19 protein-coding genes are annotated in these 22042 nt (G+C 69.4%); 10 read left to right on the forward strand and 9 right to left on the reverse strand.

From position 1 onward, the window contains the following. The first annotated feature begins 349 nt into the window (after positions 1-349). Entirely contained in the window at positions 350-1714 is a 1365-nt protein-coding gene (locus tag ACFWP7_RS30100) for a M14 family metallopeptidase (protein WP_384387567.1), read from the forward strand. An 81-nt stretch (positions 1715-1795) separates the two neighbouring features. Here ACFWP7_RS30100 and ACFWP7_RS30105 read toward each other — a convergent pair whose 3' ends face one another. The 5 genes from ACFWP7_RS30105 to ACFWP7_RS30125 form a co-directional block, all read right to left on the reverse strand. Further along, entirely contained in the window at positions 1796-2458 is a 663-nt protein-coding gene (locus ACFWP7_RS30105) for a hypothetical protein (protein WP_384387570.1), read from the reverse strand. An 81-nt stretch (positions 2459-2539) separates the two neighbouring features. Further along, positions 2540-4024 carry a GntP family permease gene (locus ACFWP7_RS30110; protein WP_384387573.1) on the reverse strand — a complete coding sequence of 495 codons (1485 nt, stop codon included), beginning with the start codon at positions 4022-4024 and terminating at the stop codon, positions 2540-2542. Positions 4025-4148: 124 nt separating this feature from the next. After that, positions 4149-4568, reverse strand: coding sequence for a RidA family protein (locus tag ACFWP7_RS30115; protein ID WP_384387576.1), 420 nt, complete (start codon positions 4566-4568; stop codon positions 4149-4151). Between the two features lie 7 nt (positions 4569-4575). Then, complete coding sequence (locus tag ACFWP7_RS30120; RefSeq protein ID WP_384387579.1) at positions 4576-5343, reverse strand: IclR family transcriptional regulator; 768 nt, start codon at positions 5341-5343, stop codon at positions 4576-4578. Next, positions 5340-6419 (reverse strand): sugar kinase, encoded by a 1080-nt coding sequence (locus ACFWP7_RS30125; RefSeq protein ID WP_384387582.1) that lies wholly within the window; start codon positions 6417-6419, stop codon positions 5340-5342. Before ACFWP7_RS30125 ends, ACFWP7_RS30120 begins: the two co-directional genes overlap by 4 nt. A gap of 128 nt (positions 6420-6547) precedes the next feature. Here ACFWP7_RS30125 and ACFWP7_RS30130 point away from each other — a divergent pair, with 128 nt between their 5' ends. Beyond that, positions 6548-7825, forward strand: a complete 1278-nt coding sequence (locus tag ACFWP7_RS30130; protein WP_384387585.1) for an amino acid deaminase — start codon at positions 6548-6550, stop codon at positions 7823-7825. Positions 7826-7940: 115 nt separating this feature from the next. Then, positions 7941-9548: an amidohydrolase family protein gene (locus ACFWP7_RS30135; protein ID WP_384387588.1), complete on the forward strand. Its 1608-nt coding sequence runs from the start codon at positions 7941-7943 to the stop codon at positions 9546-9548. A 19-nt stretch (positions 9549-9567) separates the two neighbouring features. On the opposite strand, the gene ACFWP7_RS30140 is transcribed toward ACFWP7_RS30135, so the two are convergent. After that, complete coding sequence (locus ACFWP7_RS30140) at positions 9568-10449, reverse strand: serine protease (protein WP_384387590.1); 882 nt, start codon at positions 10447-10449, stop codon at positions 9568-9570. Positions 10450-10673: 224 nt separating this feature from the next. Between ACFWP7_RS30140 and ACFWP7_RS30145 the strand changes: the two genes are divergently transcribed. Further along, a complete protein-coding gene (locus ACFWP7_RS30145) occupies positions 10674-11885 on the forward strand; it encodes a pyridoxal phosphate-dependent aminotransferase (protein WP_384387593.1) in 1212 nt (403 codons plus the stop codon). A gap of 126 nt (positions 11886-12011) precedes the next feature. Then, complete coding sequence (locus tag ACFWP7_RS30150) at positions 12012-12431, forward strand: hypothetical protein (RefSeq protein ID WP_384387595.1); 420 nt, start codon at positions 12012-12014, stop codon at positions 12429-12431. A gap of 284 nt (positions 12432-12715) precedes the next feature. Here the strand turns inward: ACFWP7_RS30150 and ACFWP7_RS30155 are convergent, their stop codons facing one another. Both ACFWP7_RS30155 and ACFWP7_RS30160 read right to left on the reverse strand, forming a co-directional pair. Further along, a complete protein-coding gene (locus tag ACFWP7_RS30155) occupies positions 12716-13126 on the reverse strand; it encodes a hypothetical protein (RefSeq protein WP_384387598.1) in 411 nt (136 codons plus the stop codon). Between the two features lie 382 nt (positions 13127-13508). Continuing rightward, on the reverse strand, positions 13509-15341 hold the full coding sequence (locus tag ACFWP7_RS30160; protein ID WP_384387601.1) for a phosphoenolpyruvate carboxykinase (GTP): 1833 nt from the start codon (positions 15339-15341) through the stop codon (positions 13509-13511). Between the two features lie 348 nt (positions 15342-15689). On the opposite strand from ACFWP7_RS30160, the gene ACFWP7_RS30165 reads away from it, so the two are divergent. The 5 genes from ACFWP7_RS30165 to ACFWP7_RS30185 all read left to right on the forward strand — a co-directional run bounded on the left by ACFWP7_RS30165 (position 15690) and on the right by ACFWP7_RS30185 (position 19682). Further along, entirely contained in the window at positions 15690-16463 is a 774-nt protein-coding gene (locus ACFWP7_RS30165; protein ID WP_384387604.1) for a hemolysin III family protein, read from the forward strand. A gap of 390 nt (positions 16464-16853) precedes the next feature. Further along, on the forward strand, positions 16854-18431 hold the full coding sequence (locus ACFWP7_RS30170) for an MFS transporter (RefSeq protein ID WP_384387607.1): 1578 nt from the start codon (positions 16854-16856) through the stop codon (positions 18429-18431). Continuing rightward, complete coding sequence (locus tag ACFWP7_RS30175; RefSeq protein WP_384387610.1) at positions 18428-19060, forward strand: TetR/AcrR family transcriptional regulator; 633 nt, start codon at positions 18428-18430, stop codon at positions 19058-19060. Before ACFWP7_RS30170 ends, ACFWP7_RS30175 begins: the two co-directional genes overlap by 4 nt. 56 nt (positions 19061-19116) lie before the next feature. Continuing rightward, positions 19117-19398, forward strand: a complete 282-nt coding sequence (locus ACFWP7_RS30180) for a type II toxin-antitoxin system Phd/YefM family antitoxin (RefSeq protein WP_384387612.1) — start codon at positions 19117-19119, stop codon at positions 19396-19398. Positions 19399-19403: 5 nt separating this feature from the next. Then, positions 19404-19682 (forward strand): type II toxin-antitoxin system RelE/ParE family toxin, encoded by a 279-nt coding sequence (locus ACFWP7_RS30185; protein ID WP_384387615.1) that lies wholly within the window; start codon positions 19404-19406, stop codon positions 19680-19682. A 65-nt stretch (positions 19683-19747) separates the two neighbouring features. On the opposite strand, the gene ACFWP7_RS30190 is transcribed toward ACFWP7_RS30185, so the two are convergent. Beyond that, positions 19748-22015, reverse strand: coding sequence for a galactose oxidase-like domain-containing protein (locus ACFWP7_RS30190; protein ID WP_384387649.1), 2268 nt, complete (start codon positions 22013-22015; stop codon positions 19748-19750). Positions 22016-22042: the final 27 nt, after the last annotated feature.

Raw genomic sequence — 22042 nt, forward strand, 5'->3', positions numbered from 1 at the left:
CGTCTCGCCGATGATCCCGGCTGCCAGATCGCGGTTGAGCCTCTGGTACCAGTCGGTCCATGACCTCGCGGTTGAGCGTCGGGGGCCTGACCTTCGCCATCGCGCCGGCTTCGTAAGAGCGCGGATACATCTGTCCGGTCCGGCGCTTCGTAAGAGCCTCGGATACACCTGTCCGGCTGAATTTCGGCCGATTCCCGCCACCAACCCTTGGGGAATACTTGACCTGACCATGCCAGACCTCCACGATGAGCGCCACACCCGCACCAGCACGTCGCACTGATCCACCCCCCACCGCTCCACTCCCCTCGTTCCGGAGATCCCGGAGCGCCCGGAGAAACAAGGAGATTTCATGCGACTTCGCATTCGCGGCAGCGGCACCGGCACGGGAAGCAGACGCCGTCGCCGTACCGCCGCCTTCGCCACCCTGGTGGCGCTCGCGCTCGCGGCCCCTCTCATGGCCACGGCCACCAACGCCACCGCCGACGGGGCGAAGGCCCCCGCGGCCGAGACGGACCCCGTCCGCCAGTACGAGGTGCACATGCACTCGGACTCCAAGTCCCGGACGGCGATCCAGCAGGCCGGCGTGACCGTGGACGAGGCCGACTCGGAGACCGTCGTCGTCTCGGGCCGCGCGGACCAGATCAAGAAGCTGCGCTCGCAGGGCTACGAGGTCTCACTGCTCGGCTCGGCGCCGGACCGTTCGAGCGCGGCCGACGTGGGGATCCTCGACTTCCCCACGGCCGACTCGACGTACCACAACTACGCGGAGATGACGACCGACATCAGCTCCGTCGTCGCCGCCTACCCGAGCCTCGTGAGCCAGCGCGTCATCGGCACCACGTACCAGGGCCGGAACATCGTCGCCCTCAAGATCAGCGACAACGTCGCCACGGACGAGGCCGAGCCCGAGGTGCTGTTCACCCACCACCAGCACGCCCGCGAGCACCTCACCGTCGAGATGGCGCTCTATCTGCTGAAGGAGCTGACCTCCAAGTACGCCACGGACTCCCGTGTCTCAAGTCTGGTCAACTCCCGCGAGATCTGGATCATCCCGGACCTCAACCCGGACGGCGGCGAGTACGACATCGCGACCGGCGCGTACCGCTCGTGGCGCAAGAACCGCCAGCCCAACACCGGTTCGTCGTACGTCGGTACGGACCTGAACCGCAACTGGGCCTACCAGTTCGGCTGCTGCGGCGGCTCCTCCGGGACGACCTCTTCGGAGACCTACCGCGGTACGTCGGCCGAGTCCGCCCCCGAGGTCAAGGTGGTCGCCAACTTCGTGCGCAGCCGGGTCGTCGGCGGCGCCCAGCAGATCAAGGCGGGCATCGACTTCCACACGTACAGCGAACTGGTGCTGTGGCCCTACGGCTACACGACCGCCAACACCGCGACCGGTATGACGCTGGACGACCGCAACGCCTTCGCCGCGGTCGGCGGGAAGATGGCCGCCAGCAACGGCTACACGGCCGAGCAGGCCAGTGATCTCTACATCACCGACGGCTCGATCGACGACTGGCTGTGGGGCAACCAGAAGATCTTCTCGTACACCTTCGAGATGTACCCGACATCCAGCTCCGGCGGCGGCTTCTACCCGCCCGACGAGGTCATCGTCCGGGAGACGTCCCGCAACCGGGACGCGGTGCTGCAACTCCTGGAGAACGCCGACTGCATGTACCGCTCGATCGGGAAAGAGGCGCAGTACTGCGCGTGAACTCTCCGCCGGTGAGCTGAGGACAGGTGAGCGGGGAACTGCGGGCCGTACGTAGCCGGCCGCGCAGTTCCCCGCGCCCCTTTACGAGGTGCTGTCCTCGTCGTCCGCCTCGACATCCGCCTCGACGTCTTCCTCGACATCCTCCTCGAAGTAGGCGTCGAGGACGGCGTCGAGCTGGTCCTCCCACTCCTTGAAGCGTGCCCGGGCCGACGCCTCGATCTCGATCGGGTACCAGCGGCGGTCCGGCGTGTGCACCGTGATGGTGAACCGCTTCCCGAAGCGGGGCGACTCCGTCTCGACCGCGCCGATCTCCTCCCAGCGGAACTCCGCCTGCTGGTCGTCCAGGCGCAGCTGTACGCCGCTGTGATCGGCCCTGATCGAGGCGCGCCGGTCGGAGGCCTCGAAGACGGGACCGTCGGCGTCCGCCGCGGCCTCCTCGGCTTCGTCGGAAGCCTCGGTCTCGTCCTCGTCGCCGTCCTCGTCGTCGGCGGCTTCCTCGTCGTCGCCGGCGGCTTCCTCGGAAACCGCCTCCTCGGAGGCGACCTCCTCAGCCTCTGCGTCCTCGGCCGTCTCGGTCGCCTCGACGTCGGCGTCCTCGACCTCCGAGTCCTCGACCTCCGCGTCTTCGGCGTCCGCTTTCGCGTCCGGTTCCGCGGGCACGGGTGCCGTGAGCCCGGGGATGTACGCCGGGTCGACCGCGGCGGCATCCAGGGGCTGGCTCTTCGAACCTATGCGCTGCTCCACAGCGGGCAGTATGGTCGACGATCCTGTGTCAGGAACAGCCAGCCCCTACATAGCTGCACGGCCGTTATGACAAACCGGCCGTTATACGAAAAGGCTCAGCACCGCCGCCACCGCGAACCCGGCGACCGACAGCACGGACTCCAGAACCGTCCAGGACTTGAGGGTGTCCCGCTCGCTGATGCCGAAGTACTTCGCCACCATCCAGAAGCCGCCGTCGTTGACGTGCGAGGCGAAGATCGAGCCCGCCGAGATCGCCATGATGACGAGGGCGACGAAGGCCTGGGAGTGGTCGCCCTCGGCGAGCAGCGGCGCGACGATACCGGCCGTCGTGACGATGGCGACGGTCGCCGAGCCCTGGGCGACGCGCAGGACCAGCGAGATCAGGTAGGCGAGGACGAGCACCGGCAGACCGACGTCGTTGAAGGTGTCCGAGAGTGCCTGGGCGACCCCGCTGGCCTTCAGTACGGCGCCGAAGATCCCGCCTGCGCCGACCACCAGCAGGATGTTGCCGACCGGCTTGAGCGACGAGGTCGACACCGTCTCAAGAGACTTGCGGGACCAGCCGCGCCGGATGCCGAGCAGGTAGTACGCGAGCAGCAGGGCGATGGTGAGGGCGACGAAGGGGCTGCCGAAGAACTCGATCACGGAACGGAGGGTCGAGGGGTCGAGCGCGATCGAGGAGAACGTCGCCGCCAGGATCAGCACCAGCGGCGTACCGATGATGCCGAGGACCGTGCCGAACGGTACCGGGCTCTCGCGCGGCTCGACACCCGACGCCCGCTGCTCCTCCCGCACGGCCAGCTTCGCCTCCGCGGCGGCCTCGACCATGTCCTGCGGTACGGCGACGAAGATCCGCTTGCCGATCCAGGCGGCGTAGACCCAGGCGGCGGCCACGGCGGGAAGTCCGCAGATCACGCCCATGAGGATGACCCAGCCGAGATCCACGTGCAGGAGTCCGGCGGCGGCCACCGGACCCGGGTGCGGCGGCAGGAACGCATGTGTCACGGACAGGCCGGCGAGCAGCGGCAGGCAGTACAGCAGGATCGATTTGCCGGAGCGCTTGGCGGCGGCGTACACGATCGGTGCGAGGACGAAGATGCCGACGTCGAAGAAGACCGGGATGCCGAAGATCAGGCCGGTCAGGCCCATGGCCAGTGGGGCCCGCTTCTCACCGAAGAGGTTCAGCAGCCGGGAGGCCAACACCTCGGCGCCGCCGCTGACTTCGAGGATCGCGCCGAGCATGGTGCCCAGGCCGATGATGATCGCGACATGGCCGAGGATGCCGCCCATGCCGGACTCGATGACCGAGACGGCCGTGGACCGCTGGACCGTGCCGAAGAGTTCCGTCACCGAAAGACCGGCCGCCAGGCCGACGGCTATGGAGACGGCGAGCAGCGCCACGAAGGGCTGGAGCCTGAGCTTGATGATCAGGACGAGCAGGAGGGCGATGCCGAGGGCGGCGACCGTGAGCAGCCCGGCGGTGCCGTCGACGAGGAGGAGCAGACCGCCGGTGTGAGGTGGGGTCTCGGGGGCGGGGGGCGTTGCTGCGAGCGGGTACGAGAGCAAGGGGGACCTCTTCTTAAGTGCATGGTGCTTTCAGGGCGTGGGGGATCGCGGCACGGCGCCCACGGGGTGACGGGCGCCGCACCGTGATGGCGTACGGGGTGCGGGAGTTGTGTGGAGAGAGACGTCAGCCGAGTACGGCCAGCGCGTCGATCTCGATGAGGAGTCCGGCCGGCAGACCTACGTAGACCGTCGTGCGGGCGGCGGGGGGCGCGGTGAGGCCCTGCTCCTCGAAGTAGGTGTTGTAGATGCCGTTCAGTTCGGCGAAGTGGTCGACGTCGGTGAGGTAGACGCGGATCATCACCGCGTCGTCCCAGCTCGCGCCGCCCTCTTCGAGGATCGCCTTGACGTTGGCGAGGGTCTGGAGGGTCTGCTCGCGCAGGCCGGGTCCCGCGGGCGTGGGCGACTGGCCCTCGACGGCCGGGAGGAAGCCGACCTGTCCGGCGACCTGGAGGATGTTCCCCTTCTTCACGCCGTGCGAGAACTTGGCGGGCGGGGTGGTGTGGGTCTTCGGGGTGAGGGCGATCTTCTCGGTCTTCTCAGTCATGCCGTGCTCATTCCTTCGGGGCTTCCAAGTCGTGCGACTTGCCGGAGTACTCGCGGCTGATGGCGTCCGTCGTACGGCGTACCAGCGGGAGCAGGGTGAGGAGTTCGTCGGCGGTGACGACGACGTTCGGGGCGGAGACGGACATCGCGGCGACGACCCGTCCGTCGGCGCCGCGGATGGGTGCGGCCACGCAGTTGATGGACTCCTCGTGGCCGCCGAGGTCGGTGGCCCAGCCCTGTTCGCGCACCGCCGTCAGTTCCTTGAGGAAGGCGGCGGCGCCCGGGATCGAACGAGCCGTGTACATGGGGTAGTCGAGCTTGTCGGCGATCGCGCGACGCTCGGCCTCGGGCAGGTCGGCGAGGAGCAGCTTCGCGACGGCCGCGACGGTGATGGCGACGGGCTTGCCGATCCGCGAGTACATCCGGACCGGGTACCGGCTCTCCACCTTGTCGATGTAGAGGACCTCGTTCTCCTCGTGGACGGCGAGGTGGACGGTGTGCCCGCACTGCTCGTTCAGCCGTACGAGGTGGGGGTGGGCGATCTCCCGGATGTCGAGGTTCTCCACCGCCTCCTGGGCGAGGGCGAAGAGGCGGGCGCCGAGGCGGTAGCGCTGGTCGGACTGGCGGTAGACCAGCCCGTGCTCGTGGAGCGTGCGCAGCAGGCGGAGCGCGGTGGACTTGTGCACGCCGAGCCGGTCGGCGACCTTCCCGAGGTCGGCGGGTCCCTCGGCGAGCAGCGGCAGGATGCTCAGCGCTCGGTCGACGGTCTGGCTCATGGGGTACGTACCTCCTCGTCGGCCCGCGTGACGGCTTCGGTCCAGCCGGGGCCGAGTCGAAGTGTCTCCCACGCCTGGTCGTCCAGGGCGGCCAGCCGGTCGGCGTGGTCGCGGGAGGGCGGCGCGGCGAGGTCCCCCGGCACGGTGAGGGCGGCGGCGGCCATGAGGTGGCCGTGCCGGAGCCGGTCCTTGGCGGGGAGTCCGCGCAGGGTCGCGGAGAGGAAACCGGCGGCGAAGGCGTCACCGGCGCCGACGGCCGCGACGACGTCCACGCGCAGGGCGCCGACGAGCGTGGCGGTGCCGTCCGCGTCCTCGGTCCCCTCGACGTCCCTGTCGAACATGACGGCTCCGCCCTTGCCGTACTTGACGACCAGGACGTCCGGCTCCGGCAGCGCGTCACGGATCGCCCCTGCGCCGCGCAGCCCCCAGGCGTCCCGCGCCTCGTCCTCGCCGACGAACACGATGTCGGCGCCGCGCGCGAGGTCGAGCAGGACGCGCGGTCCGGCTGTGTCGCGCCACAGCCCGGGGCGGTGGTTGACGTCGAAGGAGACCAGCGGGCGGCCGGGCCGGCGCGCGGTGAGCGCGCGCATCAGGCCGAGGCAGTCGGCGGAGAGCGCGGCGGTGATCCCGGACAGGTGCAGCACGCGTCCCGCGCGGACGGCGTCCAGGTCCACGTTGTCCACCGCCATCGCTGAGGCGGCCGACCCGGCCCGGTAGTACGCCACCTCGTGCGCGTCGGTCGCCCGGTCGCCCGCCGTACGGAAGTAGATGCCGGTCGGACGCGCGGGATCCCTTCGTACGGCGGAGGTGTCCACGCCATACGCGGTGATCGCGTCGACGAGATGGTCACCGAAGCCGTCGGCGCCGACCCGGCTGACCCACTGCACGGAGTGGCCGGCGGCGGCGAGCACGCAGGCGACGTTCGACTCCGCGCCGCCGATCCCCCGGGTGAAGGAGGGGACGTCGGCGAGGCGCCCGGGCCGGGAAGGCAGGAACGTGACCATGGACTCGCCGAGCGCTACGACGTCGAAGGCGGTCACGATGGTGGGGCCCCTTGCTCTCCCGGGCAACGGCATCGGCACCGTTGACCCTGCATTGGCTGGGATGTTAGACAGCAGTAAGCGTCATACGCAATGAGCGTTGCAGGGAATGCAACACAGCACCTCGTCCGGGAACACGCTCGTCAGAACACCAGGGAGGCCCCATGGGCGCCGACACCGCCGCCGCACAACTCACCGCTCTCACGGCGGACCGCGTCGACCTCCGCTTCAAGGGCCTCCCCCCGGACGCCGCGGGCCTGACCGTCGGCGAACTCGCCGCGCAGCGCCGCAACCTCTTCACGGACGGCTTCACCACCCCCGTCCTCGCCCTCTCCGCCGAGCGTCTGAACCACAACCTCGGGCTGATGGAGACGTACGCGACCCGCCACGGCCTCGCCTTCGCCCCGCACGGCAAGACCTCGATGGCCCCACAGCTGTTCTGGAAGCAGATCGAGCACGGCGCGTGGGGCATCACCCTCGCGGTCCCCCACCAGGTGCGGGTGGCAAGGGAGTTCGGCATCGAGCGGGTCTTCCTCGCGAACGAACTCGTCGACGCCTCCGCCCTGCGCTGGATCGCTTCCGAACTCGCGACGGACCCGGACTTCCGCTTCATCTGTTACGTCGACTCCGTGCGCGGCGTGGAGTTGATGGACGCCGCGCTCTTCGGAGCCCCCCGCCCCGTGGACGTGGTCGTCGAGCTCGCCGCCGGTGAGGGCGCCCGCACCGGCGTCCGTTCGGAGGCGGAGTGCGCGGCGGTCGCGGACGCGGTGGCCGGGGCGGCGACGCTGCGGCTGGTGGGCGTGGCGGGCTACGAGGGCGAGGTGCCGGGGGCCGACCCCGACCGGGTGCACGCGTGGCTGCGCCGGCTCACGGCCCTGGCGGCGGACTTCGACAAGGCGAGCCGGTTCACGGGCCTTGCGGAGATCGTCGTCAGCGCGGGCGGCAGCGCCTGGTTCGACGCGGTGGCCGACGTGTTCGCGGAGATCCCCGAACTCTCCCTGCCCGTACTGAAGTTGCTCCGCTCCGGCGCGTACGTCTCGCACGACGACGGCCACTACCGCAAGCTCACCCCCTTCACCCGCGTCCCTGAGGAGGGCGCCCTGCACCCCGCCTTCCGGCTGTGGGCGCAGGTCGTCTCCCGCCCCTCCCCCGACCAGGCCTTCGTCAACGCGGGCAAGCGGGACGCGGCGTACGACCTGGATCTGCCGGAGGCCCAGGTGATCCGCCGCGACGGCACCGACCGTCCGGCCACCGGCGTCACGGTCACCGGCCTCTCCGACCAGCACGGCTGGCTCCGTACGGCCCCGGACGCGGACATCCAGGTCGGCGACTGGGTGGGGATGGGGCTGTCGCATCCGTGCACGTCGTTCGACAAGTGGCAGCTGATCCCGCTGGTGGAGGGGGACGGGACGGTTGTGGATTACGTGCGGACGTTCTTCTGAGACGTCTTCCGGCGAAGCCGGCTGGGCGGAGCGAGTCGGGTGGCCGTCGGTGGGCAACACCGCGTGGAGCGCGGGAAACGAACAGCGCGGGCGAAGCCCGGAAAGGCGGCACCAGGTGGACCTCGCGATCAGGAACGTACGCGTGGTGGACGGCACCGGCCAGGCCTCGTACCAGGCCGACGTGGGCGTCGAGGGCGGCCGGATCGCCGTGATCCGGAAAGACGGCCCACCCCTCGGCGGACGCCGGACCCTGAACGCCCAAGGCCTCGCGCTAGCGCCCGGTTTCATCGACATGCACGCGCACAGCGACCTCGCACTGCTCCGCGACCCGGACCACAGCGCGAAGGCCGCGCAGGGGGTCACCCTCGAAGTCATCGGCCAGGACGGCCTGTCGTACGCCCCGGTCGACGACCGCACGCTCGCCGAGGTCCGCCGGACGATCACCGGCTGGAACGGCAACGGCGACGACATCGACTTCAACTGGCGCTCCGTGGGCGAGTACCTGGACCGGCTCGACCACGGCTTCGGCGGTGAGGGCATCGCGGTGAACGCCGCCTATCTCATCCCGCAGGGCACCCTGCGGATGCTCGCCGTCGGCTGGGAGGACCGGGCGGCGACTCCCGAAGAGCTGGACCGTATGCGGGAGTTGGTGGCCACCGGAATGCGCGAGGGCGCCGTCGGCATGTCCTCCGGACTGACGTACACGCCCGGCATGTACGCCAAGGACGCCGAACTCGCCGAACTGTGCCGGGTGGTGGCCGGGCACGGCGGCTACTACTGCCCACACCACCGCTCCTACGGCGCGGGCGCCCTGACGGCGTACGAGGAGATGGTCGCCCTCACCCGCGAGGCCGGCTGCCCGCTCCATCTCGCCCACGCCACCATGAACTTCGGCGTGAACGAGGGGAAGGCCCCGGATCTGCTGGCCCTCCTGGACAAGGCGCTGGCGGAGGGCGCCGACATCACCCTCGACACGTATCCGTACACCCCCGGCTGCACCACCCTGGTGGCGATGCTGCCGAGTTGGGCGGGCGAGGGCGGCCCGGAGGCGATCCTCGCCCGTCTGAGGGACGACGGGACGGCGGAACGTATCCGGCACCGCATGGAGGTCGTCGGCGCCGACGGCTGCCACGGCGTCCCCATCGAGTGGGACACGATCGAGATCTCGGGAGTGACCGACCCCGCGCTCGCGCCGTACGTGGGCAGCACCGTCCAGGCGTCCGCGGACCGGCACGGCGAGGCTCCCTGGGTCACCGCCCGCCGCCTGCTGATCGCCGACAGCCTCGGCTCGACGATCCTCCAGCACGTCGGGCACGAGGAGAACGTCCGCGCGATCATGCGGCACCCGGTGCACACCGGCGGCTCGGACGGCATCCTGCGGGGCGACAAGCCGCATCCGCGCGCGTACGGCACCTTCCCGCACTATCTGGGCCAGTACGTAAGGGAGTTGGGCGTCCTCTCCCTGGAGGAGTGCGTCGCCCACCTCACCGGCCGCCCGGCGGCGCGGCTGCGGCTGCCGGACCGCGGCCTCGTCCGCGAGGGCTACCGAGCCGACCTGGTGCTCTTCGACCCGGCCACGGTCGCGGCGGGCTCCACCTTCGACGCCCCCCGCACCCTGCCCACCGGCATCCCGCACGTCCTCATCGACGGCCGCTTCGTGATCGAGGACGGGCGCAGGACGGACGTACTGGCGGGGCGGGCGGTCCGCGGGACTCCCGTGTGACCGCCCGCTCTCTCCGCCGCTACGGCTGGGGCAGGGTGCACCCGGCGCGGCTCAGGTCGAGCTTGTTGTCCAGCCCGAAGCACGGGACGATCTGGTAGGTCTCCTGGGCGTAGTTGATGCCCTGGCGGACGGTGACGGTGCCGTTCGCGTCGACCTCACAGGGGTTGTTGACGGTGCAGCTCGCGCCGTCCTCGTTGCCGGTGTTGTTGACGGCGACGACCTTGCCGGTGGTGTTGTCGATGACGGGCGAACCCGACGTACCGCCGATGGTGTTGCAGGCGGAGGTGTAGCGGAGCGAGTCCTTCCAGGTCCAGGACCCCTCCTTCAGGCGGTAGACGAACCCGTCGGCGTTGCAGGTGTAGATCCGCTTCCAGTACCCGGAGACGACCTTGATGGCCGTACCGGCCGTCGGGTGCGCGTCGTCCAGCGTCAGCGCGCTGATGCCGTACGTGCTCTGGATCTGCGCGTACGTGCTGGTGAGCTGGTAGATCGAGATGTCCGTGTCGGTCATCGTGCCGTACGCGATCTTGCTGGCGCGCAGGGTCGCGACCTTCGTACCCGCGGAGTTGAGCAGGCTGAAGGTGCGGGTGGAGGCGCGGTCGACGATGACCTGGCCGGCTGTCGGCATGCCGGTCTCCAGGCAGTGGCCGTTGGACAGCACGAGGGCCGGGTCGTCGGCCTCGGAGGCGGGCATGCGGATGACCGAGCCGGAACAGTTGCTGAGCGCGACGGTGCCGGCGAAGTCGACGGCCTGGATCGCGGGAGCGGCGGCGCTTTGCGGTTCCGCGGACACGGACGCGGACTTCGGCTCGGGTGCCGGTGCCGGTGCCGCGACCGCGGGTGCCGCGCCCGCCCCGGCGATCACCAGGGCGAAGAGCGCGGCGACGAGAGGCTTTCTCATGTGGGGTCCCCTCTTGCGACGTGGGTGACCGAAGGTTCTCCGGTCACCTTCTGTTTTGTCATGCGCATTGTGAGGGGATCAGCCAGGGGCGACAAGGAGCGGTTTCCGGCCTGACCGGCCGATCGGCTCTCGCCACGACAGGGAAGAAAAGAGAACAAAACATCCCGTCTCACGTGGTGGAAAACACCCGCCGCCGAGCGTTACCCGGCCGTAAGCTCACGGACATGCAGGTGATCCAGTCGACCAAGCTCGCCAATGTCTGTTACGAGATCCGGGGACCGGTACTCGAGGAGGCGATGCGGCTGGAAGCAGCCGGGCATCGGATCCTCAAGCTGAACACGGGGAATCCGGCGGCCTTCGGGTTCGAGTGCCCGCCCGAGATCCTCGAGGACATCCTGCGGAACGTCTCCTCGGCGCACGGTTACGGCGACGCCAAGGGACTGCTCGCGGCGCGCCGGGCGGTCGTGATGCACAACCAGACCCTGGGTATCGAGACGGACGTCGAGCACGTCTTCATCGGCAACGGCGTGTCCGAGCTGATCGTGATGGCCATGCAGGGGCTGCTCGACGACGGCGACGAGGTGCTCGTACCGGCGCCCGACTACCCACTGTGGACGGCGGCCGTGTCCCTGTCCGGCGGTACGGCGGTGCACTACCGCTGCGACGAGCAGTCGGACTGGATGCCCGACCTCGCGGACGTGGAGCGGAAGGTCACCGACCGCACCAAGGCCATCGTGATCATCAACCCGAACAACCCGACGGGCGCGGTGTACGACGAGGCGATGCTGCGCGGGCTGACCGACATCGCCCGCCGCCACAACCTGCTGGTCTGCTCCGACGAGATCTACGACAAGATCCTGTACGACGGTGCCACCCACACGGCGACCGCGAAGATCGCCCCGGATCTGCTGACGCTCACCTTCAACGGGATGTCGAAGGCGTACCGCGTGGCCGGGTACCGGGTCGGCTGGATGTCGATCTCGGGGCCGCGCGCGCATGCCGACTCCTACATCGAGGGCCTGACGATCCTCGCGAACATGCGCCTGTGCGCGAACATGCCGGGTCAGCACGGCGTGGTCGCCGCGCTGAGCGGGCGGCAGACCATCAACGACCTGGTGCTGCCCGGCGGGCGGCTCAGGGAACAGCGCGATGTGGCCTACGAGCTGCTGACCCAGATCCCCGGCGTGACCTGCGTGAAGCCGAAGGGGGCGCTGTATCTCTTCCCGCGCCTGGACCCGCAGGTCTTCAAGGTCAAGGACGACCGGCAGCTGGTCCTCGACCTGCTGCGTCGCGAGAAGATCATGGTCGTCCAGGGAACGGGCTTCAACTGGCCCGAACCGGACCACTTCCGCGTGGTCACCCTGCCGACCGTCGGGGACCTGACGGACGCGGTGACGAGGATCGGGAACTTCCTGGACGGCTACGGGCAACCGTGACGCTCACACCGTGCGTGTGCTGAGGGTGGCGCTGCGTACAGGCTTCGACCGGTCGCACGATCCGGCTCAACTTTAGACGTAATCCAAGCTAGGATGGGATCCTGTCAGTGCACAGGAGGCTGTCCCATGTACGAACCGATCCGCACCAAGTCGGTCCACCGGATGGCCGGCACCACCTCCGACTTTCCCCATAGGTCGCGCGAGGAGGAGCTGGACATCCAGTTGGCCGGCCATCTCGCGGCGCTGCTCGCGGTGACCGACGAGATCCGTGCGGCCGCGCCGTCCGGCGAGCTGGACACGGCGGCCGAGCGGCTCGCCGCGCAGGTGGCCCGGCTGCGGGACGGGGCGGCGCCGGTGCGGTCGTCGGTGGCCGACGCCCTCCGCGAGCCGCAGCTCGTCTCCCTGCACCAGCGTGCGCACGCCCTCGCGGGCCGCGCCCTCGTCGTCGCGGCGTCCCGCGCCGACACCGCCGCCGCGATCCTCTCCGCCGAGCGCATGGACGCCCACGCGTCCGCCACCGCCCCGCAGTCCCTCGCGGCCCACTGAGCCTCCGGGCTCCCCTTGTTCGGCCCCGGTCCGCGTATACCGCAGCGATGTGCGGGCCGGGTGCCACGGCACTGCGTTCGCTTGAGCCGGGGTCGCGCTTGCTGCGGGCTTCGGGGTGACCCCGGTGGCTTCGTTGGGCTGCGCCTGCTCGGCACCGCCGAAGAGCGCCATCGTGTCGGCACCGCCGAAAAGCGCCATCGTGTCGGCAGCGCCGAAAAGCGCCATGGTGGCTGAGCGCCGTGACGGCGCTCAGCCACCTACGCCCCTTACGCCCCCAGGACGAGCTATCCGCCGGCCCTGTCGCTCAGCACCACGATGATCAGCAGGACCAGCACCGCCAGGATCAGCAGAGCGACCTTGAGGCCGACGGGCCACGGCTGCTTCTCCTGCGGCGGCGCGACGGGCACCGGAACCGGCGGCGGCCCGTTGAACACGTCATGGCCCGTGACCGCCGCCCGTGTGCACCACGGACAGGTCGGCAGATGGGACCCGTACGCGTGCAGCGGGCGGTTCTGGCCGACCCGTACGAGCCCGCGTTCCCTGTCCAGGGCGCGCAACCACGCCTCCGCGGTGGGGCGCGCGGCGGGGGCCTGCACGCCGGGGCCGAAGGCGGCGCGGGCCAGGGTGAGGAGCTCCGGCGGCAGCACGGAGGGGTCGACGGTGCCACGCGGGATGACGACGAGCTCGGGGCGCACGACGTAGGAGCAGCTCGCGGCGATGTTCTCCTTGACGGTCGACTCGGAGGCGCTGTCGTGCGGGACACCGCCGAAGGGGTGGTTGCCGGCCCCCGTTCACCACATCGAGTGATTCAACAGCAGGGGGACACGCTTCGTCTCGGCCTCAAACACCCAGGGGTTCTCCGAAATCCTCGCAGTGGCAGAGGTGATGCCGAGAATGGGGGCCGGGATTACGTTCTACGCGCAAGAAGGCCGGGGCCGCGCACAACGGTGTGCGCGGCCCCGGCCTCCGCCGGGTTGCGCGGCCGGCCTTGACGACGTCGCAGGTCAGGGCAAGCCAGACCGGCCGCGGAGCCTTTACGGGGCGGGCTCGACCGCTGGTCGTCCGCCCCGGGTGGGACTAGCCCAGTCGCTGTACCAGCGCGTGGTACTCGTCCCACAGTTCCTTGGGTGTGTGCTCGCCGAAGGTGTTGAGGTGCTCCGGTACGAGCGCGGCCTCCTCGCGCCACACGTCCTTGTCGACGGTGAGCAGGAAGTCGAGCTCGGACTCGGACAGTTCGAGACCGTTGGTGTCGAGGGCACCCTTGGCCGGCAGAATGCCGATCGGGGTCTCGACGCCCTCGGCCCGGCCGTCCAGCCGGTCGACGATCCACTTCAGGACCCGGCTGTTCTCGCCGAAGCCCGGCCACACGAACTTGCCCGCGTCGTTCTTGCGGAACCAGTTCACGTAGTAGATCTTCGGCAGTTTCGCCTGGTCCTTGTCCTTGGCGACGTCGATCCAGTGGCCCATGTAGTCGCCCATGTTGTAGCCGCAGAACGGCAGCATGGCGAACGGGTCGCGGCGCAGCTCGCCGACCTTGCCCTCGGCGGCGGCGGTCTTCTCGCTCGCCACGTTGGCGCCGAGGAAGACGCCGTGGTTCCAGTCGAAGGACTCCGTCACCAGCGGGACCGCCGTGGCACGACGGCCGCCGAACAGGATCGCCGAGATCGGCACGCCCTTGGGGTCCTCCCACTCGGGCGCGATGATCGGGCACTGTGCGGCGGGCACGGTGAAGCGGGCGTTCGGGTGGGCGGCGGGCGTGCCGGACTCCGGCGTCCAATCGTTGCCCTTCCAGTCCGTCAGGTGGGCCGGAGTCTCCTCCGTCATGCCCTCCCACCAGATGTCGTTGTCGTCGGTCAGCGCCACGTTGGTGAAGACGGAGTTGCCCCACAGCGTCTTCATCGCGTTGGCGTTGGTGTGTTCACCGGTGCCGGGCGCGACGCCGAAGAAGCCGGCCTCGGGGTTGATGGCGTACAGCTGGCCGTCCTCGCCGAACCGCATCCACGCGATGTCGTCGCCGATCGTCTCGACGGTCCAGCCGCCGACCGTCGGCTCCAGCATGGCGAGATTCGTCTTGCCGCAGGCGCTCGGGAAGGCGGCGGCGACGTACTTCGACTCTCCCTGCGGCGGGGTCAGCTTGAGGATGAGCATGTGCTCGGCCAGCCAGCCCTCGTCGCGCGCCATCACGGAGGCGATGCGCAGCGCGTAGCACTTCTTGCCGAGCAGCGCGTTGCCGCCGTAGCCCGAGCCGTACGACCAGATCTCGCGGGACTCCGGGAAGTGCGAGATGTACTTCGTGGAGTTGCACGGCCACGGCACGTCCGCCTCGCCCGACTCCAGCGGCGCTCCGAGCGTGTGCACAGCACGCACGAAGAAGCCGTCGGTGCCGAGTTCGTCCAGGACCGGCTGTCCCATGCGGGTCATGGTGCGCATGGACACGGCGACGTAGGCCGAGTCGGTGATCTCCACGCCGATCGCGGAGAGGTCCGAGCCGAGCGGGCCCATACAGAAGGGGACGACGTACATCGTCCGGCCGCGCATCGAGCCGCGGAAGACACCGCCCCTGCCGTCCGTCCCCTGGAAGATCTCCCGCATCTCGGCAGGGGCCTTCCAGTGGTTCGTCGGACCGGCGTCGTCTGCCTTCTCGGAGCAGATGAACGTCCGGTCCTCGACCCGCGCGACGTCGGTCGGGTCGGAGACGGCGTAGTAGGAGTTGGGGCGCTTGATCGGGTCGAGCTTCCTGAAGGTGCCCTTGCGGACGAGTTCCTCGCTCAGTCGCTCGTACTCGGCTTCGGATCCGTCACACCAGACCACGCTGTCCGGCTGGGTCAGTTCGGTGATCTCGTTCACCCACGAGATCAGTGCTTTGTGGTTGGTGGGTACGACGGTGGGAGCCGCGATGTCGCGCGCCACGATTGCTCCTAAATGAGGGGTTTTGTTTGTTGTGCCCCGTGGGGGCTGCGACCCGGATGCTTCACGATGCTCATGCCCTGGCGCTCATCCGGTGCCGACCGCACTCATTTGATCATCCGACTAGACCGCGCATATGTCCAGAGGGCCTCACAGCTGAGCGGAGTGACCATCGCCACTCACCTCCGGGTCTCCTCCGGGTTTTCTCCGCGTCGCTTTGGGTTCAGCGCCGATATCGCGACGTACCGCGACGTACGGCACCCCGGGCGGCCGTGAGACCATGGCCACTATTGACCGACCATCTGGCCACACTGATAGGTAACTTACGGTTCCGTAGGTAGAATTCGGCCCATGACTGCGTCCGTCCCCGACGCGCCCACGGACTCACCGGCCACCGGCCACAGCTCCGTTGCGCACTCCGCGTCGCACTCGTCCCCGTCGCACCTGCCCCTGCCGCACCTGCCCCTGCCGCACCCGCATCTGCCGGACGAGATCAAGCCCAAGCTCCGCGGCTGGCTGCACCTCGGCATGTTTCCGGCCGTCCTGGTCTCGGGGCTGGTGCTCACGGCGCTCGCGAGTTCGACCCGCGCCCGCATCGCCTGCGCGATCTTCGCCCTGACGGCCTGCCTCCTGTTCGGGGTGAGCGCGCTCTACCACCGGGGCAACTGGAGCCCGCGCATGGACGGCGTACTGCGCAGACTCGACCACGCGAACATCTTCCTGATCATCGCGGGCACCTACACACCGCTGACGATGCTGCTGCTGCCCGAGGCCAAGGGGCAGTGGCTCCTGTGGAGCATCTGGGCCGCGGCGGCGGCGGGCATCATCTTCCGGGTGTTCTGGGTCGGCGCCCCGCGCTGGCTGTACACCCCCTGCTACATCGCGATGGGCTGGGCGGCCGTCTTCTTCCTCCCCGACTTCATGCGGGCAGGCGGAATCGCCGTGCTCGTCCTGGTGGTCGTCGGCGGGCTGCTCTACAGCGCGGGCGGCGTGATCTACGGGATCAAGCGACCCAACCCGTCACCCAGCTGGTTCGGCTTCCACGAGGTCTTCCACTCCCTCACCGTCGGGGCGTTCGTCGTGCACTATGTCGGGATCTCGCTGGTGGCCTATCAGCACGGCTGATCGCCCGCCCGTCTCCCACCACCCCCCTTCCCGGGAAGCACTTCGCGCCTTCCCTCTGAACCCTCTCGACCTTCTGGACCGACTCCCCCTCAGTGGCCGTGGCTTCGAAGCCGCGGCCACTTGGCATGTCAGGGCGGCGACGCCCACCACGACGATCCCCAGAACGACAGCCGCGCCGCCGACCAGGAATCCGGCCACGCACAACAACGCCGCCACAAACGCCTGCACATTAAAACTGCCCCTCACGAGCCCCTCCTCCCCCCTCGGCCTCACAGAGCGTAAATCAGCCCTATCTCAGAGTGACATGCCGCGCTGACAATGCACCTGCCGCGACAGCACCCGCTCCCTTTTGATTGACAGCTACCACCTTTTGATAGCTACTATCATTTCATGGTTGCTACCACTCAGGACAACGCCGTACAGCACGACCCCCGCCGCTGGTGGGCCCTCGGGGCCCTGGTCGCGAGCATGCTCGTGCTCGGTTTCGACATGACGATCCTCAATGTTGCGCTGCCGACAATGGCCCGCGACCTGGGCGCTTCCACGGGCGAGCAGCAGTGGATGGCCGACGCGTACGTCGTCGTCTTCGCCGCGCTGATGCTCCCTGCCGGCCTGCTCGGCGACCGCTTCGGGCGGCGCCGGATGCTCATCACCGGACTCGGGATCTTCCTGGCCGGCTCACTCTTCGGCGCCCTCGTCGACGACGTCACGCTCGTCATCGCCGCCCGCGCCGTCATGGGCGTCGGCGGCGCACTCGTGATGCCGCTCGCGATGGCCGTACTGCCGTCCCTGTTCGGGGCCGACGAGCGCGCCAAGGCCGTCGGCGCGGTGTCCGCCGCCTCCGCGCTCGGTCTGCCGCTCGGACCGATCGTCGGCGGCTGGCTCCTGGACCACTTCTGGTGGGGCTCTGTCTTCCTGGTCAACGTGCCCATGGCCGCGCTCGGCATCGCCGCCTGCGTCTTCCTCCTCCCCGAGACCAGCGACCCGGCCTCTCCGAAGGTCGACGCCGTGTCCACCGCGTACACCGCGGCCGGCCTGAGCATCCTGATCTACGCGATCATCGAGGCCCCGCAGCGCGGCTGGGGCGACCCGCTGCTCCTCGCCCTGCTCGCGGTCTCCGCGATCCTGATCACGCTGCTCGTCCTGCGCGAACGCCGCAGCGTCCGCCCGATGCTGGACCTCTCCCTGCTCGCCCAGCGCGCCTTCCTCCTCAACACGCTCGCCGCGACCCTCGTCCTGTTCGTCCTGTCCGGGCTGATGTTCGTGCTGCCCCAGTACCTGCAGGCGGTGCTCGGGTACGACGCGTTCGGCACCGGGGTGCGGATGCTGCCGATGATGGGCGGACTGCTGATCGCCTCACGTGGCGCACAACCGCTCCTGGCGAAGTTCGGGGCGCGCGCGGTGATCAGCGGCGGCCTGGTCGCACTCGCCTTCGCCGCGATCCTCGGCAGTCGTACGTCCGTCGGCGACGGCTACGGGTTCACCGCCCTGTGGCTGTCCATCGCCGGGCTCGGCTTCGGCTTCGCCGTGGTCCCCGCGATGACCGCCGCACTCGGCGCCCTGCCCCGTGACCGCGCCGGCAGCGGCTCCGGGCTCCTCATGACGGTGCGCCAGGTGGGCAGCGCGATAGGAATCGCCCTGCTCGGCTCGCTGCTGGCGAGCGCCTACGGCCACCGGCTCGACACCTCCGGCCTGCCGGGCGCCGCCGCGGACTCCGCCTCCGACTCGGTGGTCGGCGCCCATATCGTCGCCGCCCAGCTCGGCGACCGCGCGCTCGCCGCCTCCGCCGACGCCGCATACGTCCATGGCATGAGCCTGGTCCTGCTGGTCAGCGGCATCGCGGCGCTCATCACCGCGCTGCTGGCGGCGGCGCTGCTGCCGAACGCCAAGCCGTCCGAGCCCACCGACCGCCCCGCGCCCGGGAAGGACACCGACATGGCCCCGGCCGCCGCCGATGCCGGACAATGAGCCCCATGGCCGCCACCGCACACAGCTCCGCCTCCCCCGCGGAGCCCCGGCTCGGACTTCGCGAGCGGAAGAAGCAGAAGACCCGGATCGCGATCCGCGACGCGACGTACCGGCTGATCAAGGAACAGGGGTACGACGCCACGACCGTCGAGCAGATCGCGGAGGCGGCCGAGGTGTCCCCGTCCACGGTCTTCCGCTACTTCCCGGCCAAGGAGGACATCGTCCTCACGGACGAGTTCGACCCGATCCTGGAGCAGGAACTGCGGGCGCGGCCCGCCGACGAGCCGTGGATGGACTCCCTGCGCCACATCCTCAGGAAGGCCATCGGCCCTGGGAACACCGAGGACCCCGAGGTGACGCGGCTGCGGACCCACCTGATGGTCCAGGTGCCCGCCGTGCGCTCCCGGATGATGGAGAGCATGTCGGTCACCGGCCGCCTGCTGTGCCGCGTCATCGCGGAGCGCACCGGCAAGGACCCCGACGGCCTCGAAGTACGCGTCTTCGCGATGTCCCTGGTCGGCGGCCTGATGGAGACCTCCATGTACTGGGCCGAGAGCGGGCACGAGGGGGACCTCGCCGACCTCGTCGACCGGGCACTGGACGTCATGGAGAAGGGGCTGACGCCCTGAGGCCCGGGGACACAACAGAACCGCACGCTCAGATGTACACCTGCTTCATTCATTACATGAGCGAGCCTGTAATCGCCCCCATGGCCGACGTCCGCAGGCACCTGGCGGACGTCATAGACCGCGCCCACAGGGACGAGATCCCCACGATCATCACGCGGCGCGGGAGGCAGGAGGCGGTGGTCATCGATATCGAGGAGTACCAGCGCCTGCGCGAGCTCGCGGAGCGAGTTGAGGACGCCTGGCTCAACCGGCTGGCCGACGAGGCCGAGTCCGAGGGACTGTCCGGGTCCGTATCGCTCGAAGAGATGGCCGCCGCACTCCGCTCCCACAAGGCCTGAGCGCCATGGGGTACGTCACGCGGTTCACACCGCACGCCCAGCGGGACATGCTCAAGATCCCCCGCCCCGACGCCCTCCGGATCCTCTACCGTCTCACCGAACTCCAGCAGGCCCTGGACGCGAACGACACCTCGGCCCTCGACGTCAAGGCCCTCCCAGGGCACCACGCCCGCTGGCGGCTCCGAGTCGGCGACTACCGCGCCGTGTACACGGTCGAGGACGGCCTGCTCGTCGTCTGGGTGCTCACGGTCGCGGATCGCCGCGACGCCCACCGGAACCTGTGAGCTCCGACCGACCGGGAGGGCGCGCCCGACACGGGCACGCCCTCACCGAGTTCGGCGGACAGGGCCTAGCGGCGTTTCAGGTCCTTCGCCCCGCAGGCCACCCCGTCCTTGCTCGGGTCGAGCTTCAGGGGATCGTCCTTTCCGTTGATCTTCAGGAGCCCGTAGTCGTTCGTCTTCAGCCATGCGCAGCGCGCGGCCGTCGTGTTCTTCACCTCGTCGGGGAAGACGGTCGGCACGCAGACGTTGATCGAGCCGTAGTGCCGGTCACAGCCGGAGATGGTCGGGCTGACCTTCTGCGAGGTCCGCTTCTTGCCGGGCTCGGTGACCGCGCCCTGTAGGGAGTCGGCGAAGGAGTGGACGTGTGCGTCGGCGTTCGACTCGGCGGCCAGTGCCGACGGGCCCTGCAGATGCACCCACTTGGCCACCGACGGCACCCCGTTGGCGTCGACCGCGAAGAGCATGTACCAGCCGGGCGGCGCCAGGTTGGGGTTGCTCGTCACGTTCAGGTCGACGTTGTTGCCGTCGACGGACAACGGCAGGTCCACGAACCGCTGGTTCGGGTCGGAGGAGTGCGTCACCGCGGCCGGACGGATCAACTCGGCCTTGGCGATGGGCCGGTCGACGGTGATGCGCTGCGTGTCCCCGTAGACCCACTCGTTGTCGATCACCGAAGTGATCGTGGGGCGGGTGCCCTTGAGGAGGTACGGCGGGGTGTAAATGGACACGTCGTGGTTCCAGGTGCCGTTGCCCGGGTTGTCGCCGGTCGTCATCACCCGGCCGTCGGGCAGCAGGAACGCGGAGGAGTGGTAGCCGCGCTCCTCCGGGTCGGGCGCCACCGGGTCGAACGTCGAGGTCGCCGGGTCGAAGATGGACGACTCGTACACCGGGTTGGCGCGGTTGTGCAGGGCGCCGCCCGTCTCCAACACCTTGCCGTCGGGCAGCAGTACGGCGGAGACGTACATCTTGCCCTGGTTGCCCGTCTCGGCCACCGCACCGGCGCCCAGGTCCACCGTGCCCTGCGGCAGCGGCGGGCCGACGGTGTACGACGGGTTCGCCGTCTTGAGGTCGATGATGTCCGTCAACCGGTTGGCGTCCGGGTTCGAGTCGATGTTGCCGCCGCCGACCGTGAGGACCTTCTGGTCCTGGGCGGGGGGCAGCAACACGCTTGCGGACTGGTCGCGTTCGTCCTTGTTCTGGAGACCCGGGACCGACGTCACCGTGTTCGCGCCGTAGTCGTAGATCGCCGACCCCGTGCCCGGGGTGCCGTTGCCGAACACATGGCTGCCCGAGTAGAAGAGGCGGCCGTCCTGCATCAGGATCATCGACGGGTACAGCCCCCAGTACGACCAGGTCTGGTTGACCTGCCAGAGCGCCAGCCACTTCTGCTCGTCGTCCGACCAGACTTCGGCGGTCACCGACCCGGTGGAGTCCTCGCGCAGACCACCGAAGGAGATGATGTCACCGTTGCCGAGCTCGGTCGCCGACGGATACCAGTGGCCGTCGTTCATGTCGTTCGTCTTGCTGTACGTCTCGGTGACCGGGTCGAAGATGTACGAGTCCTTGTACCCCTCGTACCCGTGCCCGCCCGCGACCGGGAAGGCCTTGTTGCCGCTCATCACGAGCACGCGCCCGTCCTGCAACTGCACATGCCCCGAGCAGAACATGTCCTTGGGTGTCGGGATCGTCTTGTACGTGCCGGCCACCGGGTCGTAGACCGCGCTGGTGAACGTGCCCGCGTTGAACTGCTCCTCGCTGTTGCCGGAGCCCGCGATCAACAGCACCTTGCCGTTGTTGAGGACGACGGAGTGCATGGAGCGGACCGGGTTCTGCGTGGGCAGCACGTCCCACTTGCCGTTGGCGCACTGCTCGGCGGTGCCGGTGCAGGTGGCCGGCGGGGGCGTGGCCGCGACCTGTTCCATCGTGTAGTCGTCGGTGGTCGCGGAGCCGGTGCCGTAGACGGAGACGCCCCAGGTGATGCGGTCGGTACCCGCGGGGACCGCAGGAGTACGGACCGTGGCCTGGGTCCAACTCCCCTGCATCTCCAGCGTCTTCAGGTCGGACCAGTACTGCCAGCCCGCCGTCGCGTCGTGCCGGAAGAGCGTGAGCGAGGTGTCCGGGGTCGTCGACTTGTACCAGAGACCCAGGTCGTACTGCTTGCCCGGCGTGACCGGCGGCGCACAGGTGGCGGACTCGGTGATCAGCGCCTTGCGGTCACCGTCGACCCGGCGGGTCAGCTCGACCTTCATGGCCTTGGTGCCCGAGTGGGCGCCGGCCACCGTGGAGAAGGTGAAGTCGTTGTCGCCCCAGCCCGACTTCTCCCAGCAGTACGGCATGCCGTCCGTGCCGGCCGTCTCGAAGCC

This window comes from Streptomyces sp. NPDC058470 (assembly GCF_042721055.1).
Classification (GTDB): domain Bacteria; phylum Actinomycetota; class Actinomycetes; order Streptomycetales; family Streptomycetaceae; genus Streptomyces.

What these genes read in the sequence shown, in the direction of transcription:
- ACFWP7_RS30185 (WP_384387615.1), top strand. Translation starts at nt 19,404, where the DNA reads ATGGGGTACGTCACGCGGTTCACACCGCACGCCCAGCGGGACATGCTC.
- ACFWP7_RS30180 (WP_384387612.1), top strand. Translation starts at nt 19,117, where the DNA reads ATGAGCGAGCCTGTAATCGCCCCCATGGCCGACGTCCGCAGGCACCTG.
- ACFWP7_RS30130 (WP_384387585.1), top strand. Translation starts at nt 6,548, where the DNA reads ATGGGCGCCGACACCGCCGCCGCACAACTCACCGCTCTCACGGCGGAC.
- ACFWP7_RS30150 (WP_384387595.1), top strand. Translation starts at nt 12,012, where the DNA reads ATGTACGAACCGATCCGCACCAAGTCGGTCCACCGGATGGCCGGCACC.
- ACFWP7_RS30140 (WP_384387590.1), bottom strand. Translation starts at nt 10,449, where the DNA reads ATGAGAAAGCCTCTCGTCGCCGCGCTCTTCGCCCTGGTGATCGCCGGG.
- ACFWP7_RS30175 (WP_384387610.1), top strand. Translation starts at nt 18,428, where the DNA reads ATGAGCCCCATGGCCGCCACCGCACACAGCTCCGCCTCCCCCGCGGAG.
- ACFWP7_RS30100 (WP_384387567.1), top strand. Translation starts at nt 350, where the DNA reads ATGCGACTTCGCATTCGCGGCAGCGGCACCGGCACGGGAAGCAGACGC.
- ACFWP7_RS30165 (WP_384387604.1), top strand. Translation starts at nt 15,690, where the DNA reads ATGACTGCGTCCGTCCCCGACGCGCCCACGGACTCACCGGCCACCGGC.
- ACFWP7_RS30170 (WP_384387607.1), top strand. Translation starts at nt 16,854, where the DNA reads ATGGTTGCTACCACTCAGGACAACGCCGTACAGCACGACCCCCGCCGC.
- ACFWP7_RS30115 (WP_384387576.1), bottom strand. Translation starts at nt 4,568, where the DNA reads ATGACTGAGAAGACCGAGAAGATCGCCCTCACCCCGAAGACCCACACC.
- ACFWP7_RS30145 (WP_384387593.1), top strand. Translation starts at nt 10,674, where the DNA reads ATGCAGGTGATCCAGTCGACCAAGCTCGCCAATGTCTGTTACGAGATC.
- ACFWP7_RS30190 (WP_384387649.1), bottom strand. Translation starts at nt 22,015, where the DNA reads ATGCCGTACTGCTGGGAGAAGTCGGGCTGGGGCGACAACGACTTCACC.
- ACFWP7_RS30125 (WP_384387582.1), bottom strand. Translation starts at nt 6,419, where the DNA reads ATGCCGTTGCCCGGGAGAGCAAGGGGCCCCACCATCGTGACCGCCTTC.
- ACFWP7_RS30120 (WP_384387579.1), bottom strand. Translation starts at nt 5,343, where the DNA reads ATGAGCCAGACCGTCGACCGAGCGCTGAGCATCCTGCCGCTGCTCGCC.